The organism is Pseudomonas sp. BN415, assembly GCF_029871195.1.
GTDB classification, from domain to species: Bacteria; Pseudomonadota; Gammaproteobacteria; order Pseudomonadales; family Pseudomonadaceae; genus Metapseudomonas; species Metapseudomonas resinovorans.
Map to the genome: position 1 here is coordinate 53956 of NZ_SSOK01000005.1, position 19682 is coordinate 73637.

A 19682-nucleotide genomic window follows, 5' to 3' on the forward strand; every position below is an offset into this window, starting at 1 on the left:
ACACTTACAGCGTGCGCGCCACCTGGACCTTCTCGAAGACTTCGATCTTGTCGCCGACCTTGACGTCGTTGTAGCTCTTCACGGCGATACCGCACTCCATGCCGGCACGCACCTCGGACACATCGTCCTTGAAGCGGCGCAGGGACTCCAGTTCGCCTTCGAAGATCACTACATCGTCGCGCAGAACGCGGATCGGACGGTTGCGGTGTACCAGACCCTCGGTAACCATGCAGCCGGCAACCGCACCGAACTTCGGCGAGCGGAACACGTCGCGCACCTCGGCGATACCCAGGATGTTCTCCCGAACCTCGCTGCCCAGCATGCCGGACAGTGCTTTCTTAACGTCTTCGATGATGTCGTAGATGATGTTGTAGTAGCGCAGGTCCAGACCTTCCTGCTCGACGATCTTGCGCGCGCCGGCATCAGCACGCACGTTGAAGCCGAACAGCACGGCGTTGGACGCCAGCGCCAGGTTGGCGTCGCTCTCGGTGATACCACCGACACCGCCACCGACCACACGCACCTGAACTTCCTCGTTGCCGATGTCGGCCAGGGCGCCCTGAAGGGCTTCGAGAGAACCACGCACATCGGACTTGAGCACGATGTTGAGGGTCTTCTTCTCGTCCTGCCCCATGTTCTCGAAGATGTTCTCCAGCTTGGAGGACTGCTGGCGCGCGAGTTTGACTTCGCGGAACTTGCCTTGACGGAACAGGGCAACTTCGCGGGCCTTCTTCTCGTCAGCGACCACGGTCAGGTCGTCACCGGCGTCCGGCGTACCGTCCAGGCCGAGGATCTCGACCGGGATGGACGGGCCAGCTTCTTTCACCGGTTTGCCATTCTCGTCGAGCATGGCGCGGACGCGGCCATAGTTGACGCCGCAGAGAACCATGTCGCCCTGACGCAGGGTACCATCCTGGACCAATACGGTAGCCACCGGGCCACGGCCCTTGTCCAGACGAGACTCGACCACAACGCCACGGCCAGGGGCCGACGGAGTTGCAGTGAGTTCCAGTACTTCAGCCTGCAGCAGTACGGCTTCAAGCAGCTCGTCGACACCCGTACCCGCCTTGGCCGACACAGGTACGAACTGCGTATCGCCGCCCCACTCTTCCGGGATCACATCCAGCGCGGCCAGGCCGTTCTTGATGTTGTCCGGGTTGGCTTCGGGCTTGTCCATCTTGTTGACCGCTACCACGATCGGTACACCAGCCGCTTTCGCGTGCTGCACCGCTTCGATGGTCTGCGGCATCACGCCGTCGTCAGCCGCGACCACCAGGATGACGATGTCAGTAGCCTTGGCGCCACGAGCACGCATAGCGGTAAACGCAGCGTGGCCCGGTGTGTCGAGGAAGGTCACCATGCCACGATCGGTTTCGACGTGGTAAGCACCGATGTGCTGGGTGATGCCGCCGGCTTCACCGCTGGCCACCTTGGTACGGCGGATGTAGTCCAGCAGCGAAGTCTTGCCGTGGTCTACGTGACCCATGACGGTCACGACCGGCGCACGCGTCAGCACCTCGCCTTCAAACTTCAGGGACGCAGCCAGTTGATCTTCCAGGGCGTTCTCATTGACCAGCTTGACCTTGTGGCCGAGTTCTTCGGCGATCAGTTGAGCGGTCTCGCGATCGAGCACCTGGTTGATGGTCACGGGAGTGCCCATCTTGAACATGAACTTGACGACTTCGGCACCCTTGACGGCCATCTGAGCGGCCAGTTCGGCCACTGTAATGGTCTCGCCAATGCTGACTTCACGCACGATAGGTCCTGTTGGGCTCTGGAACCCATGTTGGTTGCGCTTTTTCAGCTTGGATTTGCCGCCACGTCCACCGCGACGACCGAAGGAATCGCTTTCCTCCTCGGTACTGCGCGGGGCAACGCGGGGAGCCGGAACCTTTTCCTTTTCCTTGAGAGAAGGACGGTGCTGTGCGTGCTTGCGGTCGCGGCGATCATCCTCGTCGCGAGCGCGCTCCGGACGCGGCGCTTCCTTCTTGCGATCAGCGGCAGCAGCAGCCGCCGGTGCAGCAGCACCGACCTGAGCAGTTACCGGGGCAGTCGCCGGAGTGGCAACAGGCTCGGCAGCCGCAACCGGGGCATCGGCCTTGGCAGGATCAACGGCGTCCTTCGCACGCGCATCAGCTTCGCGACGGGCACTTTCTTCGGCGCGCAGACGTGCTTCTTCTTCGGCCTTCAGGCGAGCAGCGTCCTCCGCCACGCGCTGCTCTTCGAGCTCGCGCTGACGCTCTGCCTCGATCTCGTCGGGGCTACGTTTGACGTACGTTTTCTTCTTACGTACTTCGACGTTGATGGTCTTGCTGCCGGCAACCCTCAGCGTGGTGGTGGTCTTGCGCTGCAGGGTAATCTTGCGCGGTTCTTCTACGCGCTCGCCGTGGCTGCTCTTGAGATGAGCCAGCAGTGCCTGCTTCTCATTGTCGGTTACAACCTGCTCGGCGCTGGTGTGCGGCAATCCCGCCTCGCGCATCTGCAGCAGCAGGCGCTCCACCGGTGTATCGACCACTTGGGCCAGTTCTTTCACCGTGACTTGCGTCATGCACTTCTCTCCTCAGGCCGCGATACTTACTCGAACCAGTGGGCTCGGGCGGCCATGATCAGCTTGCCGGCACGCTCTTCGTCCATGCCGTCGATGTCGAGCAGGTCGTCGATCGACTGCTCGGCCAGGTCTTCGCGGTTAATAACGCCACGTACAGCGAGTTCAACAGCCAGGTCCTTGTCCATGCCTTCCAGGGAAAGCAGGTCTTCGGCAGGCTGGGCATCCGCCAGCTTCTCTTCGGTCGCGATGGCCTTGGTCAGCAGGCGGTCCTTCGCACGGGCACGCAGCTCGTTGACGATTTCTTCGTCGAAGCCATCAATGCTGAGCATTTCTTCCATGGGTACGTAGGCGATTTCTTCCAGGCTGGTGAAACCTTCTTCAACCAGTACCTGAGCCAGCTCTTCGTCCACTTCCAGCTCATCGACAAAGGCACGCAGGATGTCGCCGGTTTCGGCTTGCTGCTTGGCCTGGATATCCGCTTCGGTCATCACGTTCAGCGTCCAGCCAGTCAACTGGCTAGCCAGGCGCACGTTCTGGCCACCACGGCCAATAGCCTGGGCCAGATTGTCTTCGGCAACGGCGATGTCCATGGCGTGGGCATCTTCGTCGACGATGATCGCAACCACTTCGGCCGGAGCCATGGCGTTGATCACGAACTGCGCGGGGTTGTCATCCCACAGAACGATATCGACGCGCTCTCCACCCAGTTCGCCAGATACGGCCTGGACGCGGGAGCCGCGCATACCGATGCAGGCACCCTGCGGATCGATACGCTTGTCCTTCGAACGGACAGCGATCTTGGCGCGGGAACCCGGATCGCGGGAGGCGGCCATCACTTCGATCAGCTCTTCGGCGATTTCCGGCACTTCAATGCGGAACAGCTCGATCAGCATCTGCGGCGCAGTGCGCGACAGGATCAATTGCGGGCCACGGTTCTCGGTGCGAATTTCCTTCAGCAGGGCGCGCACACGGGCCCCTACACGGAACGTTTCACGGGCAATGATGTCTTCGCGGGCCAACAGGGCTTCGGCGTTGTTGCCCAGATCTACGATCACGTTGTCACGCGTGACCTTCTTCACGGTGCCAGAGATGATTTCGCCCAGCTTCTCGCGGTAGGCTTCAACCACTTGAGCACGCTCGGCCTCGCGCACCTTCTGCACGATGACCTGTTTGGCGGTCTGCGCGGCGATGCGGCCGAACTCGATGGACTCGATCTTCTCTTCGATGACGTCGCCGATCTTGGCGTGTTCATCCCGTTCCTGGGCCTGATCAAGGGTCAGCTGGATAGCCGGATCCTCGAAATCGTCCTCTTCGACAACAGTCCAGCGACGGAAGGTGTCGTAAACACCATTGTGGCGGTTGATTTCCACACGCAGGTCGACTTCGTCCTCATAACGCTTCTTGGTAGCAGTGGCCAGGGCCAGCTCCAGCGCCTCGAAAATCACGCCAGCCGGTACACCCTTTTCGTTGGATACCGACTCAACAACCAGCAGTACTTCTTTGCTCATCGTACGCCTCGCCTTTCGCAATCCATTGGATCCGCGGGATCCGCGTCTCAGTCAAAACGGGGAATGATGTTGGCCTTGTCGATCAGTTCGATCGGCAGGAGGAATTCGCGGTCTTCAATAAGAACCACCACGTCCTGCTCCTCCACCCCGCGGAGAAGCCCCTGAAAATTGCGTCGTCCTTCGAAGGGCGAACGCAGCTTGATCTTAACCAGCTCACCAGCATGGGCCGCGAACTGTTCAAGGGTGAACAGCGGTCGATCCATACCCGGCGACGATACTTCGAGGGTGTACTCACTGCTGATCGGGTCCTCGACGTCGAGAACACCACTGATCTGCCGGCTAACCTTCTCGCAATCGTCGACGAGAATGCCGTTTTCGTGATCGATGTAGATCCGCAGCAGTGAATGCCGCCCTTGAGACAGGAACTCGATGCCCCAGCACTGATAACCGAGCGCTTCGACTACCGGGGCCAACAAGGCCTGCAACTGTTCTAGCTTGCTCGACACCTGATTGCCTCTCGCATGCTGTGCAAATAAAAAATGGGCGAAACGCCCATCCATTCAAACCACCTGATCCGTGATCGGAGGTCAACTGTCCAGCTAGCAAAAAGCCCCTAAAAAGGGGCTTCGCGACTACTGGTTGCGGGGGCTGGATTTGAACCAACGACCTTCGGGTTATGAGCCCGACGAGCTACCAGACTGCTCCACCCCGCGTCAAAGCTGGTGCGAGAGTATACGGCCAGCACCTTGCATGGTCAACCGAACATCCCACTAAGAAGAAAGCCCGCATCACTGCGGGCATCTCTTTGTATGGTACCGAGGAGGGGACTCGAACCCCTACAGCCTATGGCCACTACCACCTCAAGGTAGCGTGTCTACCAATTCCACCACCTCGGCAAAACTTGCCCTACTTCTGCTCTGGAACCTGAGGCACATCACCCGACTGGGTGGCTGGCTTCTGCTCGTCGAGCACCGGCACATCGTCAGCTGCCGGCTTGCTTGGCTGAACCTCGAGAACCGCCGGATCCGGCAGACCTACGTTGCTCAGCGCATCAGCCTTGTCTTTAGCAAAGTACGCTAAACCCAAGCTAGTAATGAAAAAAACCGCAGCGAGTATAGCAGTAACTCTACTCAAAAAGGTAGCAGAACCTTGGCTTCCAAATACGGTTGCCGAAGCACCGGAACCGAACGAAGCACCAGCATCCGCACCTTTACCCTGCTGAACCAATACCAGGCCAACAACACCCAGCGCACCCAGCAGATGCACCACAATAACGACAGTTTCCAGCATCTTGTCAGCTTCCTGCGGCGCGACAAATCGCACCGAACTCATCCGCATTCAGGGACGCCCCACCAACGAGCCCCCCATCGATATCCGGCATGCCGAACAACTCGGCCGCACTGGCCGCCTTCACACTGCCGCCGTACAAAATTCTGACACCGCGAGCCACTTCGGCATTTTCCGCCGAGAGCTGCGACCGAATCGCCGCGTGGACTTCTTGCGCTTGCTGCGGTGAAGCTGTCAGCCCCGTACCTATCGCCCAAACCGGCTCATAGGCAATTACCGCCCGCGCAAATGCACCCACACCAAGCTCTTCGATCACGCTACCCAGCTGACGCCCAACAACCTCGAGCGTCTCACCAGCTTCGCGCTGCTCCCGAGTCTCACCGACGCAAAGCACCGGAATCAAACCACAGGATTGAGCAGCAGCAAACTTGCGACTCACGACCTCGTCGCTTTCACCCAGAATCAGGCGACGCTCCGAATGACCAACCAGAACCAGACTGCAACCTACGTCTACCAACTGACTTGCCGCGATCTCTCCGGTGAGGGCTCCCTGCACCGGCTCTACCGCACAATTCTGCGCACCGACGGCAATCGACTTACCGTCCAGGCCTTGAATGACCTGATTGATGTACAGACAGGGCGGCATTACCGCGACTTCGACGCCAGCAGGCAAGGCCAATTGGCGCAAGCCTTTGATCAGCTCTGCGACGCTGGCGCGGGTACCGTGCATTTTCCAGTTACCGGCTACCAGAGGTCGGCGCATGCTTTATCTCGTCGATCAAAGTGGGCGCAGATGTTACCCAAGAGAAATCCAACTAGCAAGACAAATCAAGCACATACCTCAGTCACGACTTTTGCCAGCTCTTCTGCGTAGCCGCGCACCAGCTTCTCGTCGTCGCCTTCGACCATCACACGCACCAACGGCTCCGTACCAGACTTGCGCAGCAGAACACGACCACGCCCGGCCATCTGGTTCGTGACGCGAGCACATGCGTCCTGCACAGCCGGATGGTTGACAGGGTCTACATCCCCCCCGGCATAGCGCACATTGATCAGCACTTGCGGGCACTTGCGCATGCGCTGACGCGCTTCTGCCAGGGACTGACCACTGCGCTGCAAGGCCAACAGCACCTGCAGGGCGGAGACAATGGCGTCTCCGGTAGTGGTGAAATGGCTGCAAACGATATGGCCTGAATTCTCCCCCCCCAGCGTCCAGTCATTGGCCTGGAGTTCGCTCATCACGTAGCGATCACCAACCTTCGCTCGAACGAAGGGAATATCAAGCTCCTTGAGGCCCAATTCCAGGCCCAGGTTACTCATCAGCGTGCCAACCACACCGCCTTTCAGCCTGTCGCGACCATGCAGGTCTCGGGCGATCAGGTAAATCAACTCGTCCCCGTCCACTACCGCACCGGTGTGATCGACCATCAGAACACGGTCACCATCACCATCGAAGGCGATACCGACATCGGCGCTCTGCTCCACCACAGCAGTCTGCAGGCTGGCCATATGAGTGGAACCACAGTTGTCATTGATGTTGAGGCCGTTAGGTTGCGCCGCCAACACGCTCACCTGGGCGCCGAGCTCGCGGAACACGTTCGGGGCGACCTTGTAAGTAGCGCCGTGGGCACAGTCGACTACCAGTTTGAGGCCGGCGAAATCGGTGCTGATAGGCGTGGTGCTCTTGCAGAATTCGATGTAGCGGCCCGCGGCGTCGTTGATACGGGACACCTTGCCCAACTGGGCAGAGTCGACCACCGTCATCGGCTGATCCAGCAGGCCCTCGATCATCAGCTCCACCTCATCCGAGAGCTTGGTGCCCTTGCCAGAGAAGAACTTGATGCCGTTATCGTCGTGCGGGTTGTGCGAGGCACTGATGACGATACCCGCATCCGCCAGGAATGTGCGGGTCAGATACGCGATGGCCGGGGTTGGCATAGGGCCGAGCAGCATCACATCGGCGCCAGCTGCCAAAAGGCCAGCCTCAAGTGCAGACTCGAACATATAGCCGGAGATTCGCGTGTCCTTACCGATGAGGATGCGGCATTTGCCTTGCTTACGAAATGCCATACCGGCGGCCCAGCCAAGCTTGAGCATGAAATCCGGAGTAATCGGGAACTGCCCGACACGCCCGCGAATACCGTCGGTGCCAAAATACTTTCTGCTCATGAGAGGGTGCTCCGTGTTTTCTTATTCCGCCGCTTGCACCGCGGCGATCATGCGGACAGCGTCAACGGTTTCCGCGACATCGTGTACACGCAGAATGGAGGCGCCCTTGGCCACAGCGAGTGCGGCGAGGGCGAGGCCGCCGGACAGCCGCTGATGGACTTCCCGCCCCAGCGCCTGACCGATCATGCTTTTACGCGAAACCCCAACCAGCAGAGGACGCCCCAGCTCGTGAAGCGCCTCCAAATGCTTGAACAGGCTGAGGTTGTGCGCGAGGGTCTTGGCGAAGCCGAAGCCCGGATCCAGGATGATCCGGTCACCCTGAACCCCGGCAGCCAGGCACGCCTGCGTACGCTCCGCGAGAAAATCCCCGACTTCACGTACGACATCCCGGTAGTGCGGATCCTGCTGCATGTTGCCCGGCTCGCCGAGCATGTGCATCAAACAAACCGCCAACCCTGTATCGGCGGCGGCGTCCAGCGCGCCATCACGACGCAGTGCACGCACATCATTGATCAACCCAGCGCCGAGGCGAGCGCCTTCGCGTATGACAGCGGGCGTGGATGTATCCAGCGAGATCACCACATCCAGTTCGCGGGCGAGGATTTCCACCACCGGGGCCACGCGCTCCAGTTCTTCGGTCGGGGAGACCGGTCGGGCACCTGGCCGCGTCGATTCGCCACCGACATCGATCAGGGTCGCACCGGCAGCCACCATCTCCGCGGCGTGACGCAGCGCGGCTTCGCGCGCATTGAAGCGCCCGCCATCAGAAAAGGAGTCAGGGGTAACATTCAGGATGCCCATAACGTGCGGCTGGGCCAAATCAAGAACCCGGCTGCCGCAAGGCAACCGGGTCGGGTACTGCACTGACTTCATCTACAAGCCTTAGTGTTCGCCAGCCGGCCCACCAATGGGGGTTTCAGGGCGATCGGCTTCTTCGCGAGGAGCTGGCGTGCCGGAAGAGGTGCCGGAACCGCCCTGCCAATCCTTTGGCTCGCGTGCAACGCGGCCGGCCATGATGTCATCGATCTGCTCGGAATCGATGGTCTCGTACTTCATCAAGGCCTCAGCCATCATGTCGAGCTTGTCACGATTCTCGGTCAGCAGGTTCTTCGCAGTGCTGTAGCACTCGTCGATGATGCGGCGCACTTCCTGGTCAATCAGCTTCGCAGTTTCGCCGGATACATTGGCGTGCTGGGCACCGGCGCTGCGACCCAGGAACACCTCACCCTCCTCTTCCGCATACATCAGCGGGCCGAGCTTTTCGGACAGCCCCCACTTGGTCACCATGTTCCGGGCGATCTGGGTGGCGCGCATGATGTCGTTGGAGGCGCCCGTGGTGACACCATCGAAGCCCAGGGTCATCTCTTCGGCGATACGGCCACCGAACAGCGAGCAGATCTGACTGGTCAGCGCACGCTTGGACAGGCTGTAACGATCTTCCTCGGGGAGGAACATGGTCACGCCCAAAGCACGACCACGGGGAATGATCGAGACCTTGTAGACCGGGTCGTGCTCAGGCACCAGACGACCGACGATGGCATGGCCTGCCTCGTGGAATGCCGTGTTGAGCTTTTCTTTCTCGGACATGACCATGGATTTGCGCTCAGCGCCCATCATGATTTTGTCCTTGGCCAGCTCGAACTCTTTCATTTCCACCAGGCGCTTGTTGACGCGGGCGGCAAACAGGGACGCTTCGTTGACCAGGTTAGCCAGGTCAGCGCCGGAGAAGCCGGGGGTACCCCGTGCGATCACGCCCGGATCGACGTCGTCCCCCATGGGCACCTTGCGCATGTGTACCTTGAGGATCTGCTCACGACCGCGGATATCTGGCAGACCAACCACCACCTGACGATCGAAGCGTCCCGGACGCAGCAACGCCGGATCAAGAACATCAGGACGGTTAGTCGCGGCGATCACAATGATGCCGTCGTTCATCTCGAAGCCGTCCATCTCAACTAGCAACTGGTTGAGGGTCTGCTCGCGCTCGTCGTGACCGCCCCCCAGGCCGGCACCACGATGGCGGCCCACAGCGTCGATCTCGTCGATGAAGATGATGCACGGAGCATGCTTCTTGGCCTGGTCGAACATATCGCGAACACGGGACGCGCCCACACCAACGAACATTTCGACGAAGTCGGAACCGGAAATAGTGAAGAACGGCACCTTGGCTTCGCCGGCAATAGCCTTGGCCAGCAGGGTCTTACCGGTACCGGGAGGGCCAACCATCAGCACGCCGCGCGGAATACGGCCACCCAGGCGCTGGAACTTGCCCGGATCGCGGAGGAACTCCACGAGCTCGCTGACTTCTTCCTTGGCCTCGTCGCAACCGGCAACGTCAGCAAAGGTGGTCTTGACCTGGTCTTCAGAAAGCAGGCGCGCCTTGCTCTTGCCGAAGCTCATCGGGCCACCGCGGCCGCCGCCGCCGCCCTGCATTTGCCGCATGAAGAACATGAAGACTGCAATGATCACCAGAATCGGGAAGCTGGCAACCAGCAACTGGGTCCAGATGCTCTGCTGCTCAGGCTGCTTGCCTTCGATGATCACGTTGTTATCGATCAGGTCGCCGATGAGGCCACCATCCTGAATTGCCGGACGAACGGTTTTGAATGATTCGCCGTCGTTGCGCTTGCCGGTGATGACGAAGCCATCAACGGTAACTCGCTCGACCTTGCCTTCTTTAACCTGCTCGATGAATTCCGAGTAGTTAAGAGTCTGCGGTTCGCTCGGGCTGGAGAAATTGTTCATCACCGTGACAAGCACAGCAGCGATGATCAGCCACAGGATCAGATTTTTTGCCATATCGTTCAATTAGCTACCCTCTGGAACGGGCCCCTTCCTGGAGCGCACCCCGCATGACGGCTGGTGGTTAACCGGCCTAACTTACTACACAACCCCTGCCCCTGGCAGGCGCCGTCTGTAACCCTTTATGAGACCTTGAGGTCTCCCTACAGTATCCACCCCTGCAGATGGGGTCCGATCACTCCGGTCCCCGTAGCAGTCTATTCCCCACGGAAGCCGCGCGCGAGCAGGTATTGCTCCCGGGAGCAGTCACGCGACGAAAGCGGTTTGCGCAGATACGCCCTACCAAACAACCCCGCACTTGCCTGTGACAGGCAACAAAACCTTCCCACTGGGAGACTTTGACGCCCTCGAACGCAAGTCGCACCTCGCCGGGTCAAGCGCCAGCTCACGGAAGTACGTGGAACGCGGCCGGTCGGCAGTCCTTCCCTCGCTCATATTGGGGCCAATTCGGAAATCACAAGGTCTTCCGGGTGTTCGCCGATCGCACCGAGAACCCGGGTGAAGACGGCATCCTCGGTGAGTTTCTCCTGATTGAACGTCACATCGAGAACGCTACTCATTTTCCGGATACCAACTGATGACCTGACCCCAGGCGCCCGGCGCGGCCCCGAGATCGACTACGCTCATGCCAGGCCGCCGAGTTCGGCCCTCGCCCTGGATCTCGAGCAGCTTGTGACTTGGCAACCGTCCTTCTGCGCCATTTTGACGTAAGGGTCGTCGAAGTATTCTTTCAGTCAACGACGACTAGTCTTTGAGCTGGCCACGGGATACCTCGTGTTCGGCTGTGCGCCCCGGAATCACTCGGGTAAACTAGCAGCCTTTTTTCGCAGGGGTCTGATTATGGCGCTCTCACCAGAGCACAAGAAGCAATACAAATCTATCGGTCATCACCTGAAACCGGTATTGACGGTGGCCGAAAATGGCCTGACCGAAGGTGTGCTGGCTGAACTGGAGCGCGCGCTGAATGATCACGAACTGATCAAGGTCCAGTTCCGCATCATCGAGCGTGATGACCGCCGCGCCCTGATCGATGAACTCTGCGCCGCCGGCAACTGCGAGCTGGTCCAGATCATCGGCAAGATGGCATTGGTCTATCGCCGCAATCCGAAGCCGAACCGCAACCTCTCCAACATCAGCCGCTTCAGCGGTCTCTGAGTCTTCCGCCAAGGGCGCGCGCTCAGCGCGCCCGGCCTTCCACCAGCCTTGCTGGCAAAGGCTGGATCACCAGCAGCAGGCCACAAAAAGCCAGCAGCAGATAGCTGAAGTTCAGCCAGTACAAGGCCTCCGGCGCCCAGAAGCGCACCAGTAGAAAGACCACCACCAGTGCCAGCACCGCGGCCAGCAACTGCGCACGCGCATCGCGCCAAAGGCGCGCAAGCCCTGCGTGCTGGATGAGCAACAGAGCCTGAAGCAAGGCACAGAAGCCAGTAAAAGCTACCAGCAGTGGCCGTAGACTGGCAGCCACCTCCTCCACCAGCATCGGCGCCAGACCGATTTGATCCAACGCCGGCAACATGACGAAGTGCAGCAGCCAGAGGCCACCAACCCAGAAGGTCTGGGCCAGCTGCCAGGCGATGGCGCCAGCCCTGAAAGGCGAAGACTTAAACGTGGCGGACTTCGACAATCTCGTACTCGACGATGCCGCTCGGAGTCTTGACCGTCACCACGTCCCCCTCTTCCTTGCCCACCAGGGCGCGGGCGATGGGAGAGCTGACAGACAGCTTGCCTTGCTTGATGTCTGCTTCGTCGTCGCCGACGATCTGGTAGGTCACGGTTTCGTCGGTTTCGACGTTGGCAATGTCCACGGTCACACCGAAGATCACCTTGCCGGTGCGCGGCAGCGCTGCGACGTCGATGACCTGGGCGTTCTGCAAACGCCCCTCGATGTCCCGGATGCGCGCTTCGACCATGCCTTGTTGTTCGCGGGCGGCATGATACTCAGCGTTTTCCTTCAGGTCGCCCAGTTCACGCGCCTCGGCGATAGCCTGGGTGATCTGCGGACGCAGCACGGTCTTCAGATGCTTGAGTTCGTCTTCCAGGGCACGAGCGCCCTGGACGGTCATTGGAAATTTGGTCATGCCTTGATTCCTGCATGGAGATCCTGCAAGCGACGCACGGTCTTCTCGGGACCGAATTTGAGCGCCTCACAGATCGCCTGACCAGCCGCGATGGTGGTGGTGCAGTAGATCTTGTGCTGCAGGGCGTTACGACGGATCGAGTAGGAGTCAGCAATGGACTGACGCCCCTCAGTGGTGTTGATGATGAGGGTAACCTCATCATTCTTGATCATGTCAACGACATGAGGACGGCCCTCCGTCACCTTGTTCACGCGACGGACCGGCAGACCAGCCGCTTCGATCACCTTGGCGGTGCCGGAGGTGGCGACCACCTCGAAGCCCAGCTCGATCAGATCGCGAGCGACCTGAGTGACCATCGGCTTGTCGTCTTCGCGCACGCTGATGAACACGGTGCCGGAGTTCGGCAGGATCTCGCTGGCACCCAGCTGGGCCTTGGAGAAGGCTTCGCCGAAGGTGTCACCGACACCCATAACCTCACCGGTGGACTTCATTTCCGGGCCAAGGATCGGGTCGACGCCCGGGAACTTGGCGAACGGGAACACCGCTTCCTTGACACTGAAGAACGGCGGGATGATTTCCTTGGTGAAGCCGATTTCCTTGAGGCTCTTGCCAGCCATTACGCGGGCAGCGACCTTGGCCAGCGATTCGCCGATGCACTTGGAAACGAACGGCACGGTACGGGACGCGCGCGGGTTGACCTCGATGACGTAGATGTCTTCGCCCTGCACGGCCATCTGCACGTTCATCAGGCCGACCACGCCGAGCTCCAGGGCCATTTTCTTGACCTGATCACGGATCTCGTCCTGGATGTGCTGCGGCAACGAATACGGCGGCAGCGAGCAGGCGGAGTCACCGGAGTGTACGCCAGCCTGTTCGATGTGCTGCATGATCGCGCCGATCACCACGGTTTCGCCGTCGCACACTGCATCGATATCGACTTCGATAGCGCAATTGAGGAAGCGGTCGAGCAGCACCGGGCTGTCGTTGGACACCTTCACCGCTTCGCGCATGTAGCGCTTGAGCTCCTCTTCCTGGTAGACGATTTCCATCGCGCGACCGCCCAGTACGTAGGACGGGCGCACCACCATCGGGTAGCCGATACCCTTCGACAGGGCCAGGGCTTCGTCTTCACTGCGCGCAGTGGCGTTGGCCGGCTGGCGCAGGTTCAAGCGCTGCACCATCTGCTGGAAGCGCTCGCGGTCTTCGGCGCGGTCGATCGCGTCGGGGCTGGTACCGATGATCGGCACACCCGCCTCTTCCAGTGCGCGGCAGAGTTTCAGCGGAGTCTGGCCGCCGTACTGGACGATCACGCCCTTTGGCTGCTCGACGCGGACGATTTCCAGCACGTCTTCAAGGGTGACCGGCTCGAAGTACAGGCGGTCGGACGTGTCGTAGTCGGTGGAAACGGTTTCCGGGTTGCAGTTGACCATGATGGTCTCGTAGCCGTCTTCGCGCATCGCCAGCGCCGCATGTACGCAGCAGTAGTCGAACTCGATGCCCTGGCCGATGCGGTTGGGACCGCCGCCGAGAATCATGATCTTGTCGCGGGTCGACGGATTGGCTTCGCACTCTTCCTCGTAGGTCGAGTACATGTAGGCGGTGTCGGTGGCGAATTCTGCAGCGCAGGTATCAACGCGCTTGAATACCGGCAGTACCTTCAGCTTGTGGCGGTGGCTGCGCAGATTCTTCTCGGTCACACCGAGCAGCTTGGCCAGGCGCGAATCGGAGAAGCCTTTGCGCTTGAGCTTGCGCATCAGGTCGGCGTCGATGCCGGACAGGCCGAGGGTCTTGACCTTTTCTTCGTCCTTGACCAGGTCCTCGATCTGTACAAGGAACCACTCGTCGATCTTGGTCAGCTCGAACACTTGCTCGATGGTCTTGCCGGCGCGGAAGGCGTCAGCGACGTACCAGATACGCTCGGCGCCGGGCACGATCAGCTCGCGCTTGAGGATGCCTTCAGCCTCCGGATCGCTCAGGTCCAGCTTGGGATCAAAGCCGGCAACGCCCACTTCCAAGCCACGCAGGGCTTTCTGCACGGACTCCTGGAAGGTACGACCGATGGCCATGACCTCGCCCACGGATTTCATCTGGGTAGTCAGGCGGGCATCGGCCTTCGGGAATTTCTCGAAGGCGAAGCGCGGAACTTTGGTCACCACGTAGTCGATGGCCGGCTCGAAGGACGCCGGGGTACGACCGCCGGTGATGTCGTTCTGCAGCTCGTCGAGGGTGTAGCCGACGGCCAGCTTGGCGGCGATCTTGGCGATCGGGAAGCCGGTGGCTTTGGAAGCCAGGGCCGAGGAGCGCGATACGCGCGGGTTCATCTCGATCACGACCATACGACCGGTGTCCGGGCAGATACCGAACTGCACGTTGGAACCACCAGTCTCGACACCGATCTCACGCAGCACCGCCAGCGAGGCGTTGCGCAGGATCTGGTATTCCTTGTCGGTCAGGGTCTGGGCCGGTGCGACGGTGATGGAGTCACCGGTGTGCACGCCCATGGGATCGAAGTTCTCGATGGCGCAAACGATGATGCAGTTGTCCTTCTTGTCGCGGACAACCTCCATCTCGTATTCCTTCCAGCCGATCAGGGATTCGTCGATCAGCAACTCGTTGGTTGGCGACAGGTCCAGGCCGCGAGCGCAGATTTCTTCAAACTCTTCACGGTTGTAGGCGATACCGCCGCCAGTGCCGCCCATGGTGAAGGACGGACGAATGATGCAAGGGAAACCAACCTGCTCGAGGACGCCGTAGGCCTCTTCCATGCTGTGGGCGATGCCGGAGCGCGGGCAGGCCAGACCGATATCTTTCATGGCCTTGTCGAAGCGCGAGCGGTCTTCGGCCTTGTCAATGGTGTCGGCGTTGGCGCCGATCATTTCCACACCGAACTTCGCCAGCACGCCGTGACGCTCCAGGTCGAGGGCGCAGTTCAATGCGGTCTGACCCCCCATGGTGGGCAGCAGGGCGTCAGGACGCTCCTTCTCGATGATCTTGGCGACTGTCGCCCACTTGATCGGTTCGATGTAGGTGGCATCGGCCATGGCCGGGTCAGTCATGATGGTGGCCGGGTTGGAGTTCACCAGGATGACGCGGAAGCCTTCTTCCTTCAGGGCCTTGCAGGCCTGAGCGCCGGAGTAGTCGAACTCGCAGGCCTGGCCGATCACGATGGGGCCGGCACCGAGGATCAGGATGCTCTTGATGTCTGTACGCTTGGGCATGGGACTCTCGTTGCAATAATCAGGACAGGGTTGCGGTAGCCAGCTTCACGCCAAAGCCGACGAACAGGGCGCCGACGCCGCTTGAGGCGCCGGCAGCCAACCGTTGCCGCTGGCGGAACCAGGCCGCCAGACGCACACCGGAAAAAATCAGGAAACTCAGGTAAAGGGCGCTGATGACTTCGAGGATCACACCCAGTACCAGGAACGACACTCCGGGGTAGGCGTATCCCGGGTCGACGAACTGGATGAAAAAGGACACGAAGAAGAGGATCGCCTTGGGATTGGACAGACTCAGCAGCAGCGCCTTACGGAACGGCTGATTGACGTCTAGGTCCTTCACTGGAACGGCTTGCTCGACCGGCTGGCGCAACTTCTGCCAGCCACCCCGCAGCATCCCGACACCCAGATAGAACAAGTAGGCCGCGCCGACGTACTTCAGGCCGAGGAACAACATCGGCTCGGCCTTGAGCAGCGAGGCGATCCCCAGTGCCGACAGCAGCATCAGGATCGCATCGCCCAGGAACACCGCGCTGGCAGCCCTGTAGCCGGCGCCCACGCCGCGCTGGGCGGCGGTGGCGAGCACGAACAGCGAGTTCGGCCCCGGCAGCAGGACGATGAACAGCGCGCCCAGAACGTAGGTCCAGAGGTCAGTGATTCCCAGGGTCGGCATCATCTTCGCAAGCTTCTTCAGCGGTCTCAGCGACGCGCGGCCATGGCCGCGATGAAGCGGTCGAACAGCGGCGCCACGTCGTGCGGACCAGGGCTGGCTTCCGGGTGCCCCTGGAAGCTGAAGGCGACCTTGTCGGTACGCTCGATGCCCTGCAGAGTACCGTCGAACAACGACTTGTGGGTGGCACGCAGGTTGGCCGGCAGGGTCGACTCATCCACAGCGAAACCGTGGTTCTGGCTGGTGATCATCACCACGCTGGAATCCAGGTCCTGCACCGGGTGGTTGGCACCATGGTGGCCATGGCCCATTTTCACGGTCTTGGCGCCGGAGGCCAGGGCCAGCAACTGGTGGCCAAGGCAAATGCCGAAGACCGGGATCTCGGTATCGAGGAATTCGCGGATGGCCTGGATGGCGTAATCGCACGGCTCGGGGTCACCGGGGCCGTTAGAGAGGAAGACGCCGTCCGGATTCAGCGCCAGCACTTCGCTTGCCGTAGTCTGCGCCGGCACTACCGTCAGGCGGCAGCCGCGAGCGACCAGCATGCGCAGGATGTTCAGCTTCACGCCGAAGTCATAGGCCACCACGTGGTAGGGCAGCTCGCTGTCAGCGATTTCCGGATGGCTGTCGGTTTCCAGGTTCCATACGCTGGAACGCCACTCGTAACGCTCTTCGCAGGACACCACCTTGGCAAGGTCCATGCCTTTCAGGCCGGGGAAACTGCGCGCCAGCTCCAGTGCTTTCTCCTCAGTGGCGTCGTCACCGACGAGGATGCAGCCATTCTGGGAGCCCTTTTCACGCAGAATGCGGGTCAGGCGGCGGGTATCGATGCCGGCAATGGCAACGGTGCCGTTCTCTTTCAGGTAATCCGGCAGCGACTGCTTGTTACGCCAATTGCTGGCCAACAGCGGCAGGTCGCGAATGATCAGGCCGGCGGCCCATACGCGATTGGCTTCGGCGTCTTCCGGCGTGGTGCCGGTGTTGCCGATGTGCGGATAGGTCAGGGTAACGATTTGCTGGGCATAGGAAGGATCGGTAAGGATTTCCTGATAGCCGGTCATGGCAGTGTTGAACACTACCTCACCGATGGTGTGGCCATCGGCCCCAATGGCGTCGCCGCGAAAAATGCTGCCGTCGGCAAGCGCGAGTATGGCTGGCTTAGTCAAGAAGACCTCCCGTAGATCAAGGCTGAAGCAAACGCAGGTTGTAAAAAAGCGGGATGACGTTGATACCGTCACCCCGCTTTTTTATCTGAGCCATTTCTGCGTAACTTTTAGTGGACACACTAAAGCTGCAGTTTACAGGAATGCGTCATTTCGGTCCACCCGAAAGACATCCCGAATTACGACTCAGCGCAATCCCAGCACGTCCTGCATGTCGTACAGATTCGCTTCCTGCCCCTCCAGCCATAGCGCTGCACGCACAGCGCCGCGAGCGAAGGTCATACGACTGGAAGCCTTGTGGGTAATCTCAACGCGCTCGCCGTCCGCAGCGAACAGCACCGTGTGGTCACCCACCACGTCGCCAGCACGCACGGTGGCAAAGCCGATGGTCTCGCGAGCGCGGGCGCCGGTCTGGCCTTCGCGACCGTAGACGGCCACCCTGGACAGGTCGCGGCCGAGCGCATCAGCCACCACTTCACCCATACGCAGCGCGGTACCGGACGGCGCGTCGACCTTGTGGCGGTGATGAGCCTCGATGATCTCGATATCCACCTCATCACCCAGCACGCGGGCCGCGGTATCCAGCAGCTTGAGGCAAAGATTCACGCCGACACTGAAGTTGGCGGCGAAGACGATCGGGATTTCCTTGGCGACAGTCGCCAGCAAGGCCTTTTCCTCAGCGGAAAAACCGGTAGTGCCGATCACCATGGCCTTGCCCGCCTGACGGCAGACTTCCAGGTTCTTGAGGGTCACGGATGGGTGAGTGAAATCGATGAGCACATCGAAATCATCGACAACCTTGGCCAGATCGCCCGACAGCGGCACGCCAATTCGGCCCAGCGCAGCCAACTCACCAGCATCGGCGCCGACCAAGGTGCTATCCGGACGGTCAATGGCGGCGGTCAGACCAGCGCCCTGCGCCTGCTGCACTGCCTCGATCAGGTTCTTGCCCATGCGCCCGGCGGCGCCCACCACAGCAATACGTCGCATAAAAAAGCTCCAAGCTGTAAGCCTGGAGCTGGAAGGCGGCATGGAAAGCCTGAAGCACTTCGCTGCCCCTTCCAGCTCGTCGTTTAAAGATCGCCGAAAAAGCGCTTCATTCCCTCGAACCAACTGCTGGCCTTGGGCGAATGGGAGCCGTCGCTCTGTAGCGTCTTGCGAAACTCATCGAGCAACTCGCGCTGGCGCTTGTCCAGATTGACCGGCGTTTCCACCACAACCCGGCACATCAGGTCGCCGGCACCGCCGCCACGCACCGGGGCGACGCCCTTGCCACGCAGCCGGAACAACTTCCCGGTCTGGGTCGCTTCCGGAATCTTCAACTTGACCCGACCATCAAGGGTCGGCACTTCGAGCTCGCCGCCCAGGGCCGCATCCGCGAAGCTGATCGGCACTTCACAGTAGAGGTGCTTGCCGTCGCGCTGGAAGATCGGGTGCTCGCGTACGTTGACCACCACATAGAGGTCACCAGCCGGACCACCCAGCGCACCGGCCTCGCCTTCGCCGGAGAGGCGGATGCGGTCGCCGGTATCGACACCAGCCGGCACCTTCACCGACAGGGTCTTGTGCTCCTCCACGCGCCCCTGGCCGTGGCAGCTGCCGCAGGGGTCGCTGATCATCTTGCCACTGCCGTGGCAGCGCGGGCAGGTCTGCTGGACCGAGAAGAAGCCCTGCTGCATGCGCACCTGGCCTATACCGCCACAGGTGGTGCAAGTGACAGGGCTGGTGCCCTTTTTGGCACCCGAGCCTTCACAGGTCTTGCAGTTGACCAGGGTCGGCACACGAATGGTCACGGTAGTCCCGCGCACCGCTTCTTCCAGGTCGAGTTCCAGGGTGTAGCGCAGGTCGCTGCCGCGTTGCGGACCACCACGCTGACCGCCACGCTGACCACCGAAGAAATCGCTGAACACGTCACCGAAGATATCGGAGAAGCTGGCGCCGCCGAAGCCGGCGCCAGCGCCTGCCCCCATCTGCGGGTCGACGCCGGCGTGGCCGTACTGGTCGTACGCAGCACGCTTGCTGGCATCAGAGAGGATCTCGTAGGCCTCGTTGGCCTCCTTGAACTGTTCTTCCGCAGCCTTGTCGCCCGGGTTGCGGTCCGGGTGGTATTTCATCGCGAGACGGCGATAGGCCTTCTTCAGGTCGGCCTCGCTGGCGCCACGCTCGACACCGAGGATCTCGTAAAAGTCACGTTTAGCCATAGGTTTCCTGCACTCTCAAATTCACCAGCCCCAGACACACC

16 protein-coding genes, 2 tRNA genes and 1 pseudogene are annotated in these 19682 nt (G+C 60.8%); 1 reads left to right on the forward strand and 18 read right to left on the reverse strand.

All coding sequences use genetic code 11. The features are described 5' to 3' along the window. Nucleotides 1–4: 4 nt before the first annotated feature. From infB to E8F20_RS01220, 11 genes and pseudogenes are all read right to left on the reverse strand, one after another. The gene (infB, locus tag E8F20_RS01170) at nucleotides 5–2548 is read right to left on the reverse strand and encodes a translation initiation factor IF-2 (protein ID WP_280282069.1); all 2544 of its coding nucleotides are present in this window, start codon (nucleotides 2546–2548) and stop codon (nucleotides 5–7) included. 26 nt (nucleotides 2549–2574) lie between these two features. Beyond that, nucleotides 2575–4056: a transcription termination factor NusA gene (nusA, locus tag E8F20_RS01175; protein WP_280282070.1), complete on the reverse strand. Its 1482-nt coding sequence runs from the start codon at nucleotides 4054–4056 to the stop codon at nucleotides 2575–2577. Between the two features lie 47 nt (nucleotides 4057–4103). Then, a complete protein-coding gene (gene rimP, locus E8F20_RS01180; RefSeq protein WP_028630011.1) occupies nucleotides 4104–4562 on the reverse strand; it encodes a ribosome maturation factor RimP in 459 nt (152 codons plus the stop codon). A gap of 130 nt (nucleotides 4563–4692) precedes the next feature. Continuing rightward, nucleotides 4693–4769, reverse strand: a tRNA-Met gene (locus E8F20_RS01185). A gap of 97 nt (nucleotides 4770–4866) precedes the next feature. After that, nucleotides 4867–4952, reverse strand: a tRNA-Leu gene (locus E8F20_RS01190). 10 nt (nucleotides 4953–4962) lie between these two features. After that, a complete protein-coding gene (secG, locus tag E8F20_RS01195; RefSeq protein WP_280282071.1) occupies nucleotides 4963–5346 on the reverse strand; it encodes a preprotein translocase subunit SecG in 384 nt (127 codons plus the stop codon). Nucleotides 5347–5350: 4 nt separating this feature from the next. After that, the gene (gene tpiA / locus E8F20_RS01200; protein ID WP_280282072.1) at nucleotides 5351–6106 is read right to left on the reverse strand and encodes a triose-phosphate isomerase; all 756 of its coding nucleotides are present in this window, start codon (nucleotides 6104–6106) and stop codon (nucleotides 5351–5353) included. Nucleotides 6107–6171: 65 nt separating this feature from the next. Further along, nucleotides 6172–7512, reverse strand: a complete 1341-nt coding sequence (gene glmM, locus E8F20_RS01205; RefSeq protein WP_280282073.1) for a phosphoglucosamine mutase — start codon at nucleotides 7510–7512, stop codon at nucleotides 6172–6174. Nucleotides 7513–7533: 21 nt separating this feature from the next. Further along, entirely contained in the window at nucleotides 7534–8385 is an 852-nt protein-coding gene (folP, locus tag E8F20_RS01210; RefSeq protein ID WP_280282074.1) for a dihydropteroate synthase, read from the reverse strand. 9 nt (nucleotides 8386–8394) lie between these two features. Next, nucleotides 8395–10311, reverse strand: coding sequence for an ATP-dependent zinc metalloprotease FtsH (gene ftsH / locus E8F20_RS01215; RefSeq protein WP_280282075.1), 1917 nt, complete (start codon nucleotides 10309–10311; stop codon nucleotides 8395–8397). 200 nt (nucleotides 10312–10511) lie between these two features. After that, nucleotides 10512–11048 (reverse strand): annotated as a pseudogene (locus E8F20_RS01220) (SAM-dependent methyltransferase). Nucleotides 11049–11154: 106 nt separating this feature from the next. On the opposite strand from E8F20_RS01220, the gene E8F20_RS01225 reads away from it, so the two are divergent. Then, nucleotides 11155–11469: a YhbY family RNA-binding protein gene (locus E8F20_RS01225; RefSeq protein WP_028630004.1), complete on the forward strand. Its 315-nt coding sequence runs from the start codon at nucleotides 11155–11157 to the stop codon at nucleotides 11467–11469. A gap of 22 nt (nucleotides 11470–11491) precedes the next feature. Here E8F20_RS01225 and E8F20_RS01230 read toward each other — a convergent pair whose 3' ends face one another. The 7 genes from E8F20_RS01230 to dnaJ all read right to left on the reverse strand — a co-directional run bounded on the left by E8F20_RS01230 (nucleotide 11492) and on the right by dnaJ (nucleotide 19641). Beyond that, nucleotides 11492–11938, reverse strand: a complete 447-nt coding sequence (locus E8F20_RS01230; protein ID WP_280282076.1) for a DUF4149 domain-containing protein — start codon at nucleotides 11936–11938, stop codon at nucleotides 11492–11494. Then, nucleotides 11916–12392, reverse strand: a complete 477-nt coding sequence (gene greA, locus E8F20_RS01235; RefSeq protein WP_028630002.1) for a transcription elongation factor GreA — start codon at nucleotides 12390–12392, stop codon at nucleotides 11916–11918. Before greA ends, E8F20_RS01230 begins: the two co-directional genes overlap by 23 nt. After that, nucleotides 12389–15610 carry a carbamoyl-phosphate synthase large subunit gene (gene carB / locus E8F20_RS01240; protein ID WP_280282077.1) on the reverse strand — a complete coding sequence of 1074 codons (3222 nt, stop codon included), beginning with the start codon at nucleotides 15608–15610 and terminating at the stop codon, nucleotides 12389–12391. The genes greA and carB overlap by 4 nt, the downstream gene beginning before the upstream one ends. A 19-nt stretch (nucleotides 15611–15629) precedes the next feature. Next, nucleotides 15630–16280 (reverse strand): leucine efflux protein LeuE, encoded by a 651-nt coding sequence (gene leuE, locus E8F20_RS01245; RefSeq protein ID WP_280282093.1) that lies wholly within the window; start codon nucleotides 16278–16280, stop codon nucleotides 15630–15632. Between the two features lie 26 nt (nucleotides 16281–16306). After that, nucleotides 16307–17443 carry a glutamine-hydrolyzing carbamoyl-phosphate synthase small subunit gene (gene carA / locus E8F20_RS01250; protein ID WP_280282078.1) on the reverse strand — a complete coding sequence of 379 codons (1137 nt, stop codon included), beginning with the start codon at nucleotides 17441–17443 and terminating at the stop codon, nucleotides 16307–16309. A 183-nt stretch (nucleotides 17444–17626) separates the two neighbouring features. After that, a complete protein-coding gene (gene dapB, locus E8F20_RS01255) occupies nucleotides 17627–18430 on the reverse strand; it encodes a 4-hydroxy-tetrahydrodipicolinate reductase (protein ID WP_280282079.1) in 804 nt (267 codons plus the stop codon). Nucleotides 18431–18513: 83 nt separating this feature from the next. After that, on the reverse strand, nucleotides 18514–19641 hold the full coding sequence (gene dnaJ, locus E8F20_RS01260) for a molecular chaperone DnaJ (protein WP_280282080.1): 1128 nt from the start codon (nucleotides 19639–19641) through the stop codon (nucleotides 18514–18516). Between the last annotated feature and the right edge of the window lie 41 nt (nucleotides 19642–19682).

What these genes read in the sequence shown, in the direction of transcription:
- dnaJ (WP_280282080.1), bottom strand. Translation starts at nt 19,641, where the DNA reads ATGGCTAAACGTGACTTTTACGAGATCCTCGGTGTCGAGCGTGGCGCC.
- tpiA (WP_280282072.1), bottom strand. Translation starts at nt 6,106, where the DNA reads ATGCGCCGACCTCTGGTAGCCGGTAACTGGAAAATGCACGGTACCCGC.
- carB (WP_280282077.1), bottom strand. Translation starts at nt 15,610, where the DNA reads ATGCCCAAGCGTACAGACATCAAGAGCATCCTGATCCTCGGTGCCGGC.
- greA (WP_028630002.1), bottom strand. Translation starts at nt 12,392, where the DNA reads ATGACCAAATTTCCAATGACCGTCCAGGGCGCTCGTGCCCTGGAAGAC.
- infB (WP_280282069.1), bottom strand. Translation starts at nt 2,548, where the DNA reads ATGACGCAAGTCACGGTGAAAGAACTGGCCCAAGTGGTCGATACACCG.
- dapB (WP_280282079.1), bottom strand. Translation starts at nt 18,430, where the DNA reads ATGCGACGTATTGCTGTGGTGGGCGCCGCCGGGCGCATGGGCAAGAAC.
- leuE (WP_280282093.1), bottom strand. Translation starts at nt 16,280, where the DNA reads ATGCCGACCCTGGGAATCACTGACCTCTGGACCTACGTTCTGGGCGCG.
- ftsH (WP_280282075.1), bottom strand. Translation starts at nt 10,311, where the DNA reads ATGGCAAAAAATCTGATCCTGTGGCTGATCATCGCTGCTGTGCTTGTC.
- glmM (WP_280282073.1), bottom strand. Translation starts at nt 7,512, where the DNA reads ATGAGCAGAAAGTATTTTGGCACCGACGGTATTCGCGGGCGTGTCGGG.
- folP (WP_280282074.1), bottom strand. Translation starts at nt 8,385, where the DNA reads ATGAAGTCAGTGCAGTACCCGACCCGGTTGCCTTGCGGCAGCCGGGTT.
- nusA (WP_280282070.1), bottom strand. Translation starts at nt 4,056, where the DNA reads ATGAGCAAAGAAGTACTGCTGGTTGTTGAGTCGGTATCCAACGAAAAG.
- E8F20_RS01225 (WP_028630004.1), top strand. Translation starts at nt 11,155, where the DNA reads ATGGCGCTCTCACCAGAGCACAAGAAGCAATACAAATCTATCGGTCAT.
- secG (WP_280282071.1), bottom strand. Translation starts at nt 5,346, where the DNA reads ATGCTGGAAACTGTCGTTATTGTGGTGCATCTGCTGGGTGCGCTGGGT.